Annotated in this window: 16 protein-coding genes and 1 pseudogene; 11 read left to right on the forward strand and 6 right to left on the reverse strand. The window is 58.0% G+C overall.

What is annotated here, in order from left to right; genetic code table 11:
- Window positions 1-45: 45 nt before the first annotated feature.
- Window positions 46-455 (forward strand): annotated as a pseudogene (locus ACDO57_RS06935) (SgcJ/EcaC family oxidoreductase).
- Window positions 456-498: 43 nt separating this feature from the next.
- Here the strand turns inward: ACDO57_RS06935 and ACDO57_RS06940 are convergent.
- Complete coding sequence (locus ACDO57_RS06940; RefSeq protein ID WP_370883745.1) at window positions 499-954, reverse strand: hypothetical protein; 456 nt, start codon at window positions 952-954, stop codon at window positions 499-501.
- Window positions 955-1,283: 329 nt separating this feature from the next.
- Window positions 1,284-2,168: a LysR family transcriptional regulator gene (locus ACDO57_RS06945; RefSeq protein WP_032638201.1), complete on the reverse strand. Its 885-nt coding sequence runs from the start codon at window positions 2,166-2,168 to the stop codon at window positions 1,284-1,286.
- A 113-nt stretch (window positions 2,169-2,281) separates the two neighbouring features.
- Between ACDO57_RS06945 and ACDO57_RS06950 the strand changes: the two genes are divergently transcribed.
- The 9 genes from ACDO57_RS06950 to clcB all read left to right on the forward strand — a co-directional run bounded on the left by ACDO57_RS06950 (window position 2,282) and on the right by clcB (window position 11,369).
- Window positions 2,282-3,409 carry an alpha/beta hydrolase gene (locus ACDO57_RS06950; protein WP_370883746.1) on the forward strand — a complete coding sequence of 376 codons (1,128 nt, stop codon included), beginning with the start codon at window positions 2,282-2,284 and terminating at the stop codon, window positions 3,407-3,409.
- A 49-nt stretch (window positions 3,410-3,458) separates the two neighbouring features.
- Window positions 3,459-4,655 carry an MFS transporter gene (locus tag ACDO57_RS06955; protein WP_370883747.1) on the forward strand — a complete coding sequence of 399 codons (1,197 nt, stop codon included), beginning with the start codon at window positions 3,459-3,461 and terminating at the stop codon, window positions 4,653-4,655.
- 72 nt (window positions 4,656-4,727) lie between these two features.
- A complete protein-coding gene (locus ACDO57_RS06960) occupies window positions 4,728-5,351 on the forward strand; it encodes a glutathione S-transferase family protein (protein WP_370883748.1) in 624 nt (207 codons plus the stop codon).
- A 158-nt stretch (window positions 5,352-5,509) separates the two neighbouring features.
- The gene (locus tag ACDO57_RS06965; RefSeq protein ID WP_370883749.1) at window positions 5,510-6,247 is read left to right on the forward strand and encodes a YoaK family protein; all 738 of its coding nucleotides are present in this window, start codon (window positions 5,510-5,512) and stop codon (window positions 6,245-6,247) included.
- 276 nt (window positions 6,248-6,523) lie between these two features.
- Window positions 6,524-7,234, forward strand: a complete 711-nt coding sequence (osmY, locus tag ACDO57_RS06970) for an osmoprotectant ABC transporter permease OsmY (protein WP_023335513.1) — start codon at window positions 6,524-6,526, stop codon at window positions 7,232-7,234.
- 18 nt (window positions 7,235-7,252) lie between these two features.
- A complete protein-coding gene (gene osmX / locus ACDO57_RS06975) occupies window positions 7,253-8,152 on the forward strand; it encodes an osmoprotectant ABC transporter substrate-binding protein OsmX (protein ID WP_024909127.1) in 900 nt (299 codons plus the stop codon).
- A gap of 8 nt (window positions 8,153-8,160) precedes the next feature.
- Entirely contained in the window at window positions 8,161-8,808 is a 648-nt protein-coding gene (gene osmW, locus ACDO57_RS06980) for an osmoprotectant ABC transporter permease OsmW (RefSeq protein WP_023311514.1), read from the forward strand.
- Window positions 8,808-9,956: an osmoprotectant ABC transporter ATP-binding protein OsmV gene (gene osmV / locus ACDO57_RS06985; RefSeq protein WP_370883750.1), complete on the forward strand. Its 1,149-nt coding sequence runs from the start codon at window positions 8,808-8,810 to the stop codon at window positions 9,954-9,956. The genes osmW and osmV overlap by 1 nt, the downstream gene beginning before the upstream one ends.
- Window positions 9,957-10,058: 102 nt before the next feature.
- Window positions 10,059-11,369 carry a voltage-gated ClC-type chloride channel ClcB gene (gene clcB, locus ACDO57_RS06990; protein ID WP_370883751.1) on the forward strand — a complete coding sequence of 437 codons (1,311 nt, stop codon included), beginning with the start codon at window positions 10,059-10,061 and terminating at the stop codon, window positions 11,367-11,369.
- Here clcB and bioD read toward each other — a convergent pair.
- The 3 genes from bioD to ACDO57_RS07005 form a co-directional block, all read right to left on the reverse strand.
- Window positions 11,304-11,999: a dethiobiotin synthase gene (gene bioD, locus ACDO57_RS06995; protein WP_061715366.1), complete on the reverse strand. Its 696-nt coding sequence runs from the start codon at window positions 11,997-11,999 to the stop codon at window positions 11,304-11,306. The genes clcB and bioD overlap by 66 nt on opposite strands.
- 130 nt (window positions 12,000-12,129) lie before the next feature.
- On the reverse strand, window positions 12,130-13,350 hold the full coding sequence (gene mlc / locus ACDO57_RS07000) for a sugar metabolism global transcriptional regulator Mlc (RefSeq protein WP_024909131.1): 1,221 nt from the start codon (window positions 13,348-13,350) through the stop codon (window positions 12,130-12,132).
- Window positions 13,351-13,444: 94 nt separating this feature from the next.
- A complete protein-coding gene (locus ACDO57_RS07005; RefSeq protein ID WP_370883752.1) occupies window positions 13,445-14,377 on the reverse strand; it encodes a LysR family transcriptional regulator in 933 nt (310 codons plus the stop codon).
- Window positions 14,378-14,498: 121 nt separating this feature from the next.
- Here ACDO57_RS07005 and ACDO57_RS07010 point away from each other — a divergent pair, with 121 nt between their 5' ends.
- The gene (locus ACDO57_RS07010) at window positions 14,499-15,752 is read left to right on the forward strand and encodes an MFS transporter (RefSeq protein WP_248272137.1); all 1,254 of its coding nucleotides are present in this window, start codon (window positions 14,499-14,501) and stop codon (window positions 15,750-15,752) included.
- Between the two features lie 64 nt (window positions 15,753-15,816).
- On the opposite strand, the gene ACDO57_RS07015 is transcribed toward ACDO57_RS07010, so the two are convergent.
- Window positions 15,817-17,208, reverse strand: a complete 1,392-nt coding sequence (locus ACDO57_RS07015; protein ID WP_024909134.1) for an APC family permease — start codon at window positions 17,206-17,208, stop codon at window positions 15,817-15,819.
- Window positions 17,209-17,225: the final 17 nt, after the last annotated feature.

Here is a 17,225-nt window from a genome sequence, read left to right on the forward strand (position 1 = left end):
CCTGTTATGTTAATACGCGTTCCCCCCATCAACGAGGAATCGCGCATGACCCCACATCCGCTACGCCAGATCATCGAATCCTGCGATCGCGCCATCACCACCAAAAACTATGACGCGCTGATGGAGTACTACGCCGACGACGCGGCTCTGGTGGTCAAGCCCGGCATGACGGTTAAAGGCAAAGAGAACATCCGCAGCGCGTTTATTGCCATCTCGGATTATTTCCAGGACCAATTGATTGTGGAACAAGGAGAGATGCAGGTGATCGAAGGTGGTGGTAATGCCCTCGTTATCATGGAAACCGTTCTGCGTTTTCCCGATGGTCAGGTGGAATAACGGAAATGTCGCGCCGCGCGACCTATGTTTTTCGGCTGGAAAGCGACGGTCGCTGGCTTTGTACCATCGACAACTCCTACGGTACGTCGCTTCTGGATACGGGGAATGCATCACGTTAATCACAGCTTCAAAGGGGCGCTACCGCCCCTCCACGCCAGCCCCTTAATGCGCAGTAATGCGCGGCTCCTTCACAAACTCAGCCAGCAGCCACACCATATCATGCAGCAGTCCCGTCAGCTCTTTCGCTACGTGAGCGGGCAGCGTTCCCCCCATCACCGCCTGCGTCAGCGCCAGAACGTAATCCACCTGAGTCAAGGTGTCCTGCCAGCAGTCCGGCACGCAGGAATTGATTTTCTCACCCATGATCAACTGTTCAATCAGGTATGGAGGAAGATCGGCATCGCAGAGTTCACGCAGCTTGCGCAGGGCCTGAAGGAGACGCTCGCACAGCACAGTGCGGCTCGCGACATCATCGGTTTCGACCAGCACGCTCACCAGCGCGGCGCAGTTGTCGGCGACGACAAACAGATCGGCATCAGCCGGAAGCGGTCGGGAGATAAGGTGCAGAATGACGTTTTCGTCAGACGGGAGATAATTCAGGGTTGGGGTAGTAGCCATAGTAAGGCATCCTCAGTGTGTAAATTGGATGAACCACCCGATGAGTTCCTACGCTCGAGGGGGTAGCGCTGACAGAGGTAGGAATGCCGCCCACAGAGAAAACGGCCAGCCTTACGGCTGCTCCGCCAGCGCCACCGCAATTTTAACGAGTTCGGCGCTGCCGCGACATATAAATATCGCTCTGTAGATGCGGGTTCCTACGCCCGATTGCGGATGTGCCGCAACGCGGGCACTTTACGACCCCGATCGGTTGAAGAAAAGACATCACCCTGAATTTCACACGGTTAATTTGCGGTTTGCGAGGCGCCTTCCAGAATGACAACGCCGCCCTAAATCTTAAGCGTATCAATCACCGCTCTAAGCGCGGGCGACACGTTACGGTGCGGATAATAGAGATACAACCCGTCCATGCGCAGGCTATATCGCTGCAACACCCGGATCAGCGTTCCGCGCTCCAAATCGTCAGCCACCAGCTCCACCGGGACATAGGCCAGCCCAAGCCCCAGCCGGGCAGCTTCGGCTTCCATGTAGCTGTCAGACAGCGCCCATTGTCCCTCTGGCCGATGGGTGATTTTTTTCCCGTCCTGCACCAACTCCCACTGATAGTCACTACCGTCGGCAAGCTGGTAGGCAATGCAGGGGTGCGCCACTAAATCCGCAGGCGTCTGGGGAAAACCGTAGCGTCTGAAGTGTTCCGGCGCAGCCACTGCGGCCATTTCCATATCAGGCGTGATACGTACGGCAATCATTCCCTGCCCCACTTCCGGCCCCAGTCTGACACCCGCATCGAACCGCTCGGCGATAATGTCGACGAAGCGGCTTTCATTCATCAGTTCCAGCCTGATGTCCGGGTAACGCTGTTTAAAGATGGCGAGCTTTGGCAGCAGACATTTGTCGATAGCGTGCTGGCTGGCATTAATACGCACCGTGCCGGACGGCGTCTGACGATAGTGTGCCAGGGTCGCCAGGCCCGTATCGAGCGTATCGAACGCGGATTCGGCGGTCCGGTAAAGCTGTTCCCCGGCGTGGGTCAGCGACAGCTTGCGCGTGGTGCGGACCAGAAGCTGAACGCCCAACCGCTCCTCCAGCTCGCGAACCGAGCGGCTGATCCCGGATTGCGCCAGCCCGAGGCGCTGCGCAGCCGCCGTGAAGCTCCCCTCCCGCACCACCTGCATAAACAGGTACAACTCATTGTAGTTTTCCCGCTTCGCCATCACGCCCCCTATTTATAACAATATGATATGAATCCTAGCAGCTTTCGGCCTCTAATCAACACTATTTCTGCTAACTATAATGACCGCAACACAACAACCCAGGGTCCATTTTCATGAAAACATTTACCCAAAAACTGTCCGTTGCGATGCTGCTATTTTCATCACTAAGTGGAGTGACAACAATGAGTTATGCAGAAACCACCAACCCAAACGCACCTGTTTCGATGGTGAGCACATGGGATAAAACCTTCGCCGAAAGTGACAAAGTCGATCACCGTAAGGTGTCCTTCCAGAACCGATACGGGATCACCCTGGTAGGCGATCTGTATCTTCCCAAAAACCGCGGCGACCGCAAGCTGGCGGCGATTGCGGTCAGCGGGCCGTTTGGCGCAGTCAAAGAGCAGTCCAGCGGCCTGTATGCGCAGACCCTGGCGGAAAATGGGTTTGTGACCCTGGCGTTCGATCCGTCCTATACGGGCGAAAGCGGTGGCCAGCCGCGCAACGTTGCGTCTCCGGATATCAACACCGAAGACTTTAGCGCGGCAGTGGATTTCCTGGGGTTACAGAAAGAGGTTGATCGTAACCGCATCGGTATTCTCGGCATCTGCGGCTGGGGCGGTATGGCGCTCAACGCGGCCTCCATGGACACCCGCGTGAAGGCGGTCGCCACCAGCGTGATGTACGACATGAGCCGGGCGATGGGCCACGGCGTGGGCGACGGGAAAGATCGCTATTCAACGTCTGACCGCCGTGCCGTTCTGCAGTATCTGAACGCACAGCGCTGGAAAGATGCTGAGAACGGGACCTTCGCGCACGGCGGCCATGACATTTATGTCGATGAGAACGGCAAGGTGACGGCGGCTGAACGTATTCTGCCAGAGACGCTGCCAGCAGACCCGCATCCGGTACTGAAGGAGTTCTATGACTACTACCGCATGCCGCGCGGCTTCCACACGCGTTCCGTCAACTCCACCGGTGCGTGGACCGCGACCACGCCATTATCCTTTATGAATATGCCGCTGCTGAGCTATGCCGGGGAAATTACTATCCCGACGCTTATCGTCACCGGTGAAAAGGCACACTCCCGATACTTTGCTGAAGATGCGTTTAAAGCGGTCGGCAGCAAGCAGAAGGAACTGGTGATTGTTCCGGGGGCAAATCATGTCGATCTTTACGACAATGCTGCCGGGAAGATCCCTTTCGCACAGTTTGAACAGTTCTTCAAAACCAGCCTGAAATAAACCTCTCCGCCGCCCGTGCTGAGCGGGCGGCCCTTCGTGAAAGATGACTATGTCTACTCTGAACCCTACCACCTCACAGAATGAGGAACACGCGCACTGGGGCGGTATTTTTGCCATGACCCTGTGCGTATTCGTTCTGATTGCCTCGGAATTTATGCCCGTCAGCCTGCTGCCCCCCCTTGCCAGAGATTTGGGCGTTACGGAGGGTCTCGCTGGCCAGGGGATCGCGATTTCCGGCGCGCTGGCGGTGCTGACCAGCCTCTTCCTTTCCCGGCTTGCCGGGAATATGAACCGCAAACACCTTCTTCTGGGCATGACGCTCCTGATGGCGCTCTCGGGGATGATTATCGCTTTCGCCCCAAACTATCTGGTTTACATGACAGGCCGCGCGCTGATCGGTATCGCTATAGGCGGGTTCTGGTCCATGTCTGCCGCAACGGCCATTCGCCTTGTTCCGCAGCATCAGGTATCTCGCGCGCTGGCGATATTCAACGGGGGAAACGCGCTGGCGACAGTAGTCGCCGCCCCGCTCGGGAGTTATCTCGGCGCCACCATTGGCTGGCGCGGCGCCTTCCTGTGCCTGGTTCCCGTGGCGATAGTGGCGTTCCTCTGGCAACGCTTTAGCCTGCCCGATATGAACGGCAATAAAAAAACGGCGTCACGCGCATCGGTCTTTCGGCTATTCCACCAACGGGTGGTTTCCATTGGTCTGCTGGCCTGCGGCCTGTTCTTTATGGGACAGTTTGCGCTGTTTACCTATGTGCGTCCGTTTCTCGAAACCGTCACGCAGGTCCCCCCCTCCGGCTTATCGCTGATCTTACTCACCATCGGCGTCGCGGGCTTTGTTGGCACACTGCTCGTTGCTCTGGCCCTGAACGCAGCGTTTTACCTGACGTTAATCGCCATCCCCCTGCTGATGGCCGTCATTGCAGGCGTGTTGATACTGACCGGTCACAGCGTGTGGATCGTTGTCCTGCTGTTAGGCTTCTGGGGGATGCTGGCAACGGCGGCACCCACGGGATGGTGGACATGGATTGCGCGAACGCTGCCGGAAGATGCTGAAGCCGGTGGTGGATTAATGGTCGCAGTGATCCAGCTCGCCATTGCGCTTGGCTCAACGGCGGGCGGTATGGTGTTCGATCATAGCGGCTGGCAGAGCACGTTCGCATTGAGCGGAATATTGCTCCTGTGCGCGGTTGTGTTGACGCTTCTGCTTTCGCGTCTTCACAAATCATTCGCCGGATGATTTGTTGACGCTTTTCTTCACCGCTGGTGTATTGTTTTTAAACGATTCATCACTCTGAAGAGAAGCGGCGACATGATTAACATCCTCGGTAAAACCACCTCCATCAACGTGCGTAAAGTGCTCTGGACCTGCGAAGAAGCGGGCATCGCCTACCGGCAGGAAGATTACGGCAGCGGTTTTGCCTCAACGGAAACGGATGCCTTCCGCGCCCTGAACCCCAACGCCATGGTGCCGGTGCTGATCGATGACGATTTCGTCCTGTGGGAGTCTAATGCCATCTGCCGCTATCTGGCGCGCAAGGCCGGACGTCACGATCTGCTGCCCGCAAAACCGCAGGCCTGTGCCAACGTCGAGCGCTGGATGGACTGGCAGGCAACCGAATTCAATAACGCCTGGCGCTATGTCTTCCCGGCGCTGGGGCGTAAAAACCCGGACTTTAACGACCCTGAGCGCATTGCGGCGGGAATAAAAGAGTGGAACCACTGCATCACCATTCTGGAAAACCAGCTGCAGCGCACAGGGGCCTTTGCGGCGGGCGAGACGTTTACCCTCGCGGACGTGGTGCTTGGGCTGTCGGTGAATCGCTGGAAGATGACGCCGTTTGATAAGCCAGACGTGCCCGCCATTGAGGCCTGGTTCGAGCGTCTTAACCAGCGCCCGGCCTTTTTGCGTCACGGCAATAACGGCATGGTGTAAAACTTAATGCCTGAATGAATACCGCAACGAGGCTGTTTTTTTAATTACGAAACCCTGATTGTCGTCAGAGGGAATAATAATTAAGCCATATCCTGGACAGCCCGTTGCACCGCTTTGCTAGCCTGACTATTCAGGCAAAGCTCAACCCGGAGGTATTCTTGCTGATTAGACTCAAGAAAGAACGAACGCATAAGGAGGATCGCCGGCTCGCTCTCTGGCTGGCGACCTCGGCAGGTTTGCTGAACGCCATCGCCCTCGGGGCATTTGGTTTTTTCCCCTCACACATGACAGGCAACACCTCACAATTATCCAGCGAAGTCTCTTCCACCGACCTGAGCGATATTATTTTCTTCGGCTCGATTATTCTCTCCTTTGTTGCAGGCGCCATTCTTGCTCGCATGATTGTAATATGGGGTATTATCCATAACGTCAGGCTGGTTTTTTGCCAAATTCTGTTTGTCGAGGGGATATTACTGACCGGCGTCTCCTTCTACGAAATGTATTTCCATGCCCTCACCAGCAACCGCGAAATTATTCTTTTTCTCTGCTTTCTGATGGGCATTCATAATTCCACCTCCACGCAGCTTTCCGGTGGACGGGTGAGATCGACGCACATTACCGGCACGCTAACGGACGCGGGGATTTCCCTGGCCTCCGTCATGGTGGCGATGCTGCGCAGGGATTACTCCAAAGATACGGCAGCGCAAAAAAGTCAGCTGAAAACCCACTTAACCACCCTTTTCTCGTTTATTACGGGCGGTATCGCGGGGCTGCTGCTGTTCAGATGGATCGGGTTTAACGCCATGCTGGCACTCGGACTGATGCTTGCCGTGGTCGCTATCGTTTCAATTATTACCGTCTCGACGCGGGTTCGACGGGTTCGCGCCTCACTATGAAGATAAGGACCTGTATTCGGCGTAATAGCCCTTTAGATGTGACACTGTCACATCTAAAAATTCGCTTTAGGACTATTCTGCCTGCCCCTCAATCAGCCCTTACGCCATAAGGCTTAACGCCAGGTTGTCACTGTTTTCATAGGGTTACTGATTTTACCCCTTCGCTGGAACCCTTCCCAAACGCTTGCTATAGGTGAAATACCCCTGCCGAAACATGGCATAACAACAGGCAACCGGTGGTTGCTATAACGCATGCGCACAGGGAGACACGCCGCAATGCACCCATTACTCAAACGTTCGCTGCTGTTTGTCGGCGCCATTATCGTGGTCCTCGCCCTCCTCGTCTGGGGCATTGGGCTGGAGACGATCAGGGCGCGCCAGGTTGACCTGGTCTATCTCGGGCAACAGCACATGATTCTGGTTTTCTCATCCATGTTTTTTGCCCTGCTGGTGGGTATTCCCGCCGGTATTCTGCTGAGCCGTCCGGCCGCGCGGGGTATCGCCGAATATGTGATGCAAATCTTCAACGTCGGCAACACGCTGCCGCCGCTGGCCGTTCTGGCGCTGGCGATGGTGGTGATTGGCATTGGCGATACGCCCGCCATCATCGCCCTGTTCCTCGCCTCGCTGCTGCCGATCGTCCGTAATACCTATGCCGGGCTGTGCTCGGTCCCGCCGTCGCTGCTGGAAGCAGCAAACGGCATCGGGATGACCAAATGGCAGCGTCTGCGTCAGGTTGAGCTGCCTGCCGCCTGGCCGGTCATGCTCTCGGGGATCCGCATCGCCACCGCCATTAACGTCGGTACCGCACCGCTGGCGTTCCTGATTGGCGCCAGCAGCTACGGCGAGCTGATTTTCCCCGGTATTTACCTGAACGATTTCCCGACCCTGATCCTCGGCGCGGCGGCCACCGCCCTGTTCGCCCTGATCCTCGATACCCTGCTGGCGGCGCTGGGTCGCGTGATGAGTCCCCATCTCGCTCGATAACAATAACAAGGAGCTTTTATGAGACTGTTTTCCGGCCTGACGGCGCTGTGTGCCGCGGCGCTGTTCACCAGCCAGGCGATGGCGGCCCCGCTGATTCTGGCGACCAAGAGCTTTACCGAGCAGCACATTCTCTCGGCGATGACCGTGCAGTACCTGCAAAAGAAAGGATTCCAGGTTCAGCCGCAAACCAATATCGCCACGGTGATTTCCCGTAACGCGATGATCAACAAGCAGATTGATATGACCTGGGAGTACACCGGCACGTCGCTGATCATCTTTAACCACATCAACAAGCGCATGTCGCCGCAGGAGTCTTACGAGACGGTGAAACGCCTGGACGCGAAGCACGGTCTGGTCTGGCTCAAGCCCGCCGATATGAACAACACCTATGCTTTCGCCATGCAGCGCAAGCGCGCCGAGGCGGAACACATCAACACCATGTCGGAGATGGTGGCGAAGATTGAGCAGATCCGTAAAACCAACCCGGACAAGAACTGGCTGCTGGGCTTAGACCTGGAGTTTGCCGGGCGCAGCGACGGCATGAAGCCACTTCAGGCGGCCTATAAGATGGAGCTGGACCGCCCGCAGATCCGTCAGATGGACCCCGGCCTGGTCTATAACGCCGTGCGCGACGGCTTCGTTGACGCCGGGCTGATTTATACCACCGATGGTCGCGTGAAGGGCTTCGACCTCAAGGTGCTGGAAGACGATAAAGGCTTCTTCCCAAGCTATGCGGTCACCCCGGTGGTGCGTAAGGACACGCTGGAGGCCAACCCCGGCCTGGAAGAGGCGCTCAACACCCTCTCGGCCCAGCTCAACAACGACGTTATCACCGAGCTGAACAAAAAGGTGGATATCGACCATCAGTCACCGCAGCAGGTCGCCCGCGATTTCCTGCGTAGCAAACAGCTGCTGTAGGAGGCGCTATGGAGACGATTCACTACATTCTGGACAACTGGGACTACCTGTTAACCCTGACGCTGCAGCATCTGTGGCTGGTGGCGCTGGCCGTGGGCTTAGCCATCATCATCGGCGTGCCGCTGGGTATTCTGATTGTTCGCCACAGGTGGCTGGCGACGCCGGTGCTGGGGATAGCCACCATCGTGCTGACCATTCCGTCCATTGCGCTATTTGGCCTGATGATCCCGCTGTTTTCGCTGATCGGTCAGGGGATTGGTGCCCTGCCCGCGATCACGGCGGTGTTTCTCTACTCGCTGCTGCCGATTGTGCGTAACACCCATACGGCGCTCGACAGCCTGCCGCCGGGCCTGCGTGAAGCCGGACGCGGTATCGGCATGACCTTCTGGCAGCGCCTGCGCTGGGTCGAAATCCCGATGGCGCTGCCGGTGATTTTCGGCGGGATCCGCACCGCCGTGGTGATGAACATCGGCGTGATGGCGATTGCCGCGGTGATCGGCGCGGGCGGTCTGGGCCTGCTGCTGCTCAACGGCATCGGCGGAAGCGATATTCGCATGTTGATTGCGGGCGCGCTGATGATTTGTCTTTTAGCGATTGTGCTCGACTGGCTGCTGCACCGTCTGCAGGTGGTTCTGACTCCAAAGGGGATTCGATAATGATAAAACTGGAAAACCTCACCAAACACTTTTCACAGAAGCACGGCCAGACCTTTAAGGCCGTGGACAACGTCAACCTCAACGTGCCGGAAGGGGAAATGTGCGTCCTGCTCGGCCCGTCCGGCTGCGGGAAGACCACCACCCTGAAGATGATTAACCGCCTCATTACCCCCAGCAGCGGGACAATCCTGATCAACGGTGAAGACACCAGCGGGATGGACACCGTCACCCTGCGCCGCAACATTGGCTACGTGATCCAGCAGATTGGCCTGTTCCCGAACATGACCATCGAAGAGAACATTACCGTCGTGCCGCGCATGCTGGGCTGGGATAAAGCACGCTGTAAAACCCGTGCCGAAGAGCTGATGGATATGGTGGCGCTGGATCCGCATAAGTTCCTGAATCGCTACCCGCGCGAGATGTCCGGCGGCCAGCAGCAGCGTATCGGCGTGATCCGCGCCCTGGCGGCGGATCCTCCGGTACTGCTGATGGATGAACCTTTCGGCGCGGTGGACCCGATCAACCGCGAGGTGATCCAGAACCAGTTCCTGGAGATGCAGCGCAAGCTGAAAAAAACCGTCATGCTGGTGAGCCACGATATCGACGAAGCCCTGAAGCTCGGCGACCGTATCGCGGTATTCCGTCAGGGGAAAATCGTGCAGTGCGCCAGTCCGGATGAACTGCTGGCGAAACCGGCGAATGAGTTTGTCGGCTCGTTTGTCGGTCAGGACCGCACGCTGAAGCGCCTGCTGCTGGTCTCGGCGGGCGACGTCACCGACCAGCAGCCGACCATTACGGTGCGGGGCTCTACGCCGCTCCCTGAAGCCTTTGCGACCATGGATGATAATGACATTCGTGCCGTTACCGTAGTTGACGAGCACGGCAAACCGCTGGGCTTTGTGAAGCGTCGCGAAGCTCGAAACGCCAGCGGGACATGCGCCGACATCCTGCATCCGTTCCGTATGACCGGCAAAGCGGAAGACAACCTGCGCGTGGTGCTGTCACGCCTGTATGAGAGCAACACCAGCTGGATGCCGATCGTGGATGAAGACGGGCGCTACAATGGCGAGATTTCTCAGGACTATATTGCCGAGTACCTGAGCTCCGGGCGTACGCGCCGGGCGCTGAATATTCATAGCGACAGTTAACCTTTCAGGCCGGGCATCGCCCGGCTTTTTCGCACGCATACCTTTTGCTAACCCCACGATTTGCCGCCACAATATTGTATCTTTCCCGTTGACTCGCGACTCATGCAACGTCTTCATACGTACCCCGACATCCGCGCGATGTTTCGCCGACTGCTGATTGCCACCGTCACCGGCGTGATGGCCGCGCTGGCCGTGGCGGTGTTCCGCCACAGCATGTACCTGCTGGAGTGGCTGCTTCTCAGCAACGACAGCGGCAGCCTGGTGAATGCCGCCGCGTCGCTCTCCCCCTGGCGGCGCGCGCTGACGCCAGCGCTGGGTGGTCTGGCGGCCGGGCTGCTGCTCTGGGGATGGCAACGGCTGACCGCGCAACGGCCTCATGCCCCCACCGACTACATGGAAGCGCTGGAGACCGGTGACGGCCAGTTTGACTACGGCGCCAGCCTGGTTAAATCCCTCGCCTCACTGCTGGTCGTTGCCAGCGGAAGCGCCATCGGGCGTGAAGGGGCGATGATCCTGCTTGCCGCCCTCGCCGCCTCCCTTTTCGCCCGGCGCTTTACGCCCAAATCCGAGTGGAAATTATGGATAGCCTGCGGTGCCGCCGCCGGGATGGCCAGCGCTTACCATGCTCCCTTAGCCGGAAGCCTGTTCATTGCGGAGATTCTGTTTGGCACCCTGATGCTGGCCTCGCTCGGGCCCGTGGTTATCGCAGCGGTGGTGGCGCTTCTCACCACGCAGCTTCTGGCGCCGGGTACCGGCACGCTCTACGCGGTCCATCTGAGCGGTATCCTCACCGCTACCGATTATGCCCTGCTGGTCGCGATGGGGCTGGTGGCGGGTCTCTGTGGGCCGCTGCTGATGTGGCTGATGGCGTTCAGCCACGGTCTTTTCCTGCGCCTCAAGCTTTCGCCACCGTGGCAATTAGCGCTGGGCGGTGCGATCGTCGGGCTGCTGTCTCTTCTGACGCCGAAGGTGTGGGGGAATGGCTACAGCGTGGTTCAGGCTTTTCTGCTCGCGCCGCCGCTGCTGTCGGTGATTGTCGGGGTGTTTATCTGCAAACTGCTGGCGGTACTGGCGAGCAGCGGATCGGGCGCGCCGGGCGGGGTGTTTACGCCCACGCTGTTTGTCGGTATGGCAACGGGGATGCTGTTCGCGCAGCTGTTCGCGCTGTGGCTACCGGGTTCTGAAACGGCGATTCTGCTGGGGCTGGCAGGAATGGCAACCCTACTTGCCGCGACCACGCATGCGCCCATTATGTCGGCGCTGATGGTCTGTGAAATGACCGGACAGTATTTTTTACTGCCCGGCCTGCTGGTCGCCTGCGTGCTGGCGTCCGTATTGTCGCGGACGTTACGCCACGACTCTGTCTACGGTCAACACGCCACCGAGGGCAGAGAGATCGACGTACTGCGCTAGCTCGCGCTGCTCGGCGCGTGGCAGATAAGGCAGCTCGCCCACCAGCGGTCCGGGCAGTTTGGTGCTCAGCACGTCGATGATCTCCGCGTAGTGCGCCAGGCCCGGGTTGATGCGGTTTGCTACCCAGCCAACCAACGGCAGGCCGTCATTGGCAATCGCCTGCGCCGTCAGCAGCGCGTGGTTGATGCACCCTTCCTGGATACCCACCACCATCACCACCGGAAGCTGCTCCTGTACGACCCATTCAGACAGCGGGCGCAAATCATTCATCAGGCTGCGCCAGCCGCCCGTCCCTTCGACCACCACGTGATCAACCTTCTCGCTCAGGTTCGCCAGGCCGTCGGACAACAGGGGATAATTAATCAGGCCGCTGTGCGCTACGCTGCTCTCCTCTTCGCTTAACGCAATGGGATTGACCGCGTGATAGGGCAACTCCAGTGACGAGACGCTTTGCAGCACCAGGGCGTCTTTATTGCGCAATCCCTCTGGCGTCTCTTTACTCCCTTTTGCGACCGGTTTGTACCCTGCCACGCGTTTACCGCTTGCTGCCAGCGCCTGCAGCAATGCGCGGGATACGACGGTCTTGCCGACAGAGGTATCTGTACCAGTAACAAAGAAACGCTTAAGCATGACTCACTCCACCTCTTGGGTATGCTTCGAAAATATAAACCAGGTAAATAATTCAGTGGAGGAAGTCTACGGGATGCATGCGCTACCCGGCTTGAGATAGCGCAATTTTTCTTACATCTGCGGAAAAGAGTTAACCCTGTAACAGGCGGATCAACAGCGAGCCGTTATACATGGCATCTTTGACCAGCGCCGCGCCAGCCATCGTACCCTGGTTGGAAAACTGGGTGCTTTCTACCGCAATGTTCCGGCTGTAGGCGGGAAGCGACTGCTGCTGAATACAGGCCGTAATCGCCGGGAAGAGGATCTCCGCCGCCTGGCTGAGCGGTGAGCCAATGAGGATTTTTTGCGGGTTGAAGAGGTTCACCATTATCGCCAGAATGCGGCCAACGTTATTCCCCACCCCGGTAATGATGTCCTTCGCCAGCAGATCGCCCTGGCGCGCGGCGGCGCAGAGAGAATCCACCGTAAGGGGTTGTCCGTGCAGCGAGGAGCTCATGGACTGGCTGAGCCTGACCTGCGCCAACTCCAGCACGCTTTCCACGCTGGCAATGGTCTCCAGACAGCCGTGGTTGCCGCAGTAGCAGCGCTTACCGTACGGGTCGACCTGGGTGTGGCCAATTTCCACCAGGCTGCTGCTTCCGGCGTGGAGAAGACGTCCGTCGGTAATCACGCCCGCCCCGACGTTATGGTCGATGACCACCTGAATCACATCCCGCGCGCCGCGGGACGCGCCGAACAGCGCCTCCGCCATCGTCCAGGCGCTGATGTCATGCTGAATATAGACCGGTACGCCGGTATGGTTTTTCAGCACTTCGCCCAGCGGCATCTCTTTGACATCGTCGTAAAACGGCATGCGGTGAACAATACCATTTTCGGTATCAATAATGCCCGGCATGGTGATGGCAATTGCCGTTAAGCGTTCAAGCCGCTGCTGATGGCGGATAAAGAAGCGATCGATGTGCGAGACAATCGCGTCGAGGAGCGGTTCCTCCGCGTTGAGCGGCAGTTCAAGGCGGTCCTCTACCACCAGCTTGCTGCTCAGATCGCGCAGCGCAAGGAAGATCTCGCCGCGGCTGATGCGCAGCGACAGGTAGTGCCAGGCTTCCGTCTCAACCACCAGCCCGACTGCCGGACGGCCACGGCTGCCCGGCTCCTGAATTTCCGTCTCCTGAACCAGGTGCGCTTCCAGCATCTCGCGGACAATCTTGGTGATACTGGCAGGTGCCAGTTGTGCCAGGCGCGAAAGATCGATACGCGAAACCGGACCAAGCTGATCAATCAGGCGATACACCGCGCCAGCGTTGGTCTGCTTAATCTGATCGATATGCCCTGGCTGACTATCAGCAACCACCTCGTACTCCCTTATTTTCGAGCTTCGAAATAAACTGTTTGCTATGGTGAAGCACTTGCATGGCTGCCGTCAAATATTTACTTAGCCATGTGATTTACCGCACATTTTTGCCCCCTTTTCCCGGAAAATGCCGCCCGGCAGAGGCGCTTATTAACTGCTGTTTGAAGCGCTGTGCGGCATGGCTCTGCTCACGGTGTTTTGACCAGACCAGCCACATTTCGGAAACGGCATCCTCTTCGGCAATGGTCACCCAGCGCATTTCGCGCAACTGGACCCGTTTAAAGGAGGCCGGAAGAATAGACACGCCCAGCCCGGCGGCGACCAGACCGATAATGGTCATCGCTTCCCCGACTTCCTGGGTAATGACCGGGGCAAGATCGTAGCGGCGCATCAGCCCCAGGATATCGTCATACAGACCCGTTCCGACCTGCGGATCAAAAAAGACAAACGGCTCTTTTGCCAGCTCTGCCAGCGACACCGTCGGACGCGACGCCAGCGGGTGATCGTGTGGGATCATGGCCATCAGCGGCTCGCGCAGGATCACCTCCCACGCGAGCGTATCCGGCAGCTGGGTGTTACGCATCAGTCCCAGATCCAGGGAACCTTCATTCAGCGGCGCAATCTGCTCGCGGGTATTGATCTCGCGCGTCTGAATATGAACATCCGGGAAATGGCGGCGGAATGACGAAAGGGTCTCCGAGACGGCACTGATAAACGGTGCCGACGAGGTAAACCCGATCCGCAGCTCTCCGGCTTCCCCGAGATAGAGCCGTTCTGCCCGGGCGGCGGCGTCCTCGACCATGCTCAGAATTTGTCGGCTGTCGTTCAGGAACTGCTTGCCCGCCGCCGTCAGGCTCACGCTGCGGTTGGTACGGGCCAGAAGGCGCGCCCCAACCTGTTGCTCCAGGATCTGAATCTGCTGGCTTAACGGGGGCTGAGAGATATTCAGCCGTGCCGCCGCGCGGCCAAAATGCAGCTCTTCGGCGACGGCGACAAAGTAGCGGAGGTGACGCAGCTCGATATTCATATTTTTAAAGTATCATTTGAGATTATTAATATATTAGACAGAATATTTACATTTTCCTACCCTGAAGAGGTGGTCATACCCGTCACCAGAAATCACGGGGATGTTTAAGCAAGGAAACTGTGTGAGTCGTACAACTACTATTGATATCGATCCGGCAAGAGATATCAATGATTTACCCGCAGCATCGCAGCCGGTCCAGTTCATTAAACGTGGTACCCCCCAATTTATGCGCGTCACGCTGGCGCTCTTTTCCGCCGGTCTGGCCACCTTCGCCCTGCTCTATTGCGTTCAGCCGATCCTGCCCGTTCTCTCGCATGAGTTTGGCGTATCGCCTGCCAGCAGCAGCGTTTCACTCTCTATTTCTACCGGCATGCTGGCGATTGGCCTGCTCTTTACCGGGCCGCTGTCCGACGCCATTGGTCGTAAACAGGTGATGGTGACCGCGCTGATGCTGGCGTCGGTCTGCACGTTACTCTCGACCATGATGACCAGCTGGCACGGCATTCTGGTGATGCGCGCGCTGATTGGGTTATCGCTCAGCGGCGTGGCGGCGGTCGGGATGACCTACCTCAGCGAGGAGATTCACCCGAGCTTTGTTGCCTTCTCTATGGGGCTTTACATCAGCGGGAACTCGATTGGCGGGATGAGCGGACGCCTGCTGAGCGGGGTCTTTACGGACTTCTTTGACTGGCGTATTGCGCTGGCGGTCATCGGGTGTTTTGCGCTGGCATCCGCCCTGATGTTCTGGAAAATCCTGCCGGAATCGCGTCATTTCCGCCCGACCTCTTTGCGCCCAAAAACGCTGTTTATCAACTTCCGCCTGCACTGGCGTGACAAAGGGCTGCCGCGCCTGTTTCTGGTCGGCTTCCTGCTGATGGGCTCCTTCGTCACGCTGTTCAACTATATTGGTTACCGCCTGATGCTCTCGCCGTGGCATCTGAGCCAGGCGATTGTCGGTTTACTCTCGGTTGCTTATTTGACCGGTACGTGGAGTTCTCCGAAGGCCGGGGCGATGACCGCACGCTATGGACGCGGCCCGGTCATGCTGTTCTTCACGGCGGTGATGCTGGTCGGCCTGCTGCTGACGCTCTTCTCCTCCCTGTGGCTGATTTTTGCCGGCATGCTGCTCTTCTCCGCGGGGTTCTTCGCCGCTCACTCGGTCGCCAGCAGCTGGATTGGTCCGCGCGCGCGTCGCGCCAAAGGTCAGGCATCGTCTCTTTATCTGTTTAGCTATTACCTGGGGTCCAGCATCGCCGGGACGCTCGGCGGCGTGTTCTGGCATAACTACGGCTGGAACGGCGTGGGCGGGTTTATCGCGCTGATGCTGTGCGCGGCGCTGCTGGTGGGGGGAAGTCTTCATAAACGTCTGAGATAATATGCTTGCGGGCGGATGTCCGTTTCCCGAAAAACGGCACCAGCGTACTGGTGCCGTTTTTCGTTCAGGAATCCCAGGCCTGTTCTATCTTACCGGCTTCAAACTGCGGAGGCGGTTTTCGGAAACGGCGCGTGAGCCATGTCAGGTAAAGGATCCCCAGTGCCGCCCAGATGAGGCCAAGCGTCAGGGACGTCGCTTCGAGGTTTATCCACAGCACACCGACCGTGACGGCACCAATGAGCGGCAGCAGGAGATAGTGGAACCGATCTTTCCACGTTTTGTTCAGCCCCTTACGCCGCCAGAAATGGTTGTACACCGAGAGATTAACAAACGTAAACGCCACTAGCGCACCAAAGTTGATCAGCGCCGTCGCGGTCACGAGATCGAAGTACAGAGCCGACAGCGCCACTATCCCAACCATAATGACGTTCAGGGCTGGCGTACGCCATTTCGGATGCACGTAGCCAAACACCCGTTCCGGAAAGACGTTGTCACGCCCCATCACATACAGTAAGCGCGAGACGCTGGCGTGCGAGGCCAGGCCTGAAGCGAGCGTATTCACAAACGTGGTACACAGAAACACCGACTGGAAGAGCTTGCCGCCCACGTACAGCGCGATTTCCGGCAGCGCGGCGTCCGGATTCTTGAAGCGCGCGATCGTCGGGAAAAAGAGCTGCATGAAAAACGAGGCAACAATGAATATCAGCCCGCCATACAAAGCGGTGAGGAAAATGGCTTTGGGGATCACCCGCGCCGCGTTTGGCGTCTCTTCCGACAGCGTGGTGACCGCGTCAAAGCCGAGGAAAGAGAAGCAGACGATAGTCGCGCCGGTAATAATCGGGATCAGGTGTGCATTCTCGCTGATAAACGGCTGGAGCGACCAGACGGTGCCGACGCCCTCCCCCTTGTGCAGGCCATGCACCACGAGAATGACAAACACCACCATGATGGCGACCTGCACCAGCACAAACAGGGTGTTAAAGTTGGCGACCAGATTCACACTCTTCAGGTTCGCCAGCGTCAGGATCGTCACAAACCCCACCACCCAGACCCACGGCGGGACTTCAGGGAACAACGCGGAAAGGTAGATCTTCGCCAGCAGCACGTTAATCATCGGCAGGAAGAGATAATCCAGCAGCGATGACCAGCCGACCATAAAGCCTAAGTGGGGGCCGATCGATTTCTGCGTGTAGGTGTACGCAGAGCCCGCTTCCGGGAACTGTCGTACCAGTTTGCCGTAGCTGATGGCGGTAAACATGACGCCAGCCAGCGCCAGGAGATACGAGGCGGGCACGTGGCCGTTGCTGATACCGGACACAATACCGAAGGTATCAAACACGGTCATGGGGGTGAGGTAAGCCAGCCCCATCATGACCACCTGCCAGAGCTTGAGGGAACTGCGCAGCCGGGTTCTTCCTGCCACGCGCGGCGAGTCAAGAGAGGTGTTAGTCGCCATAAACCGTCCCCCCCATG

The organism is Enterobacter cloacae complex sp. 2015409, from assembly GCF_041365315.1.
Lineage (GTDB): Bacteria > Pseudomonadota > Gammaproteobacteria > Enterobacterales > Enterobacteriaceae > Enterobacter > Enterobacter pseudoroggenkampii.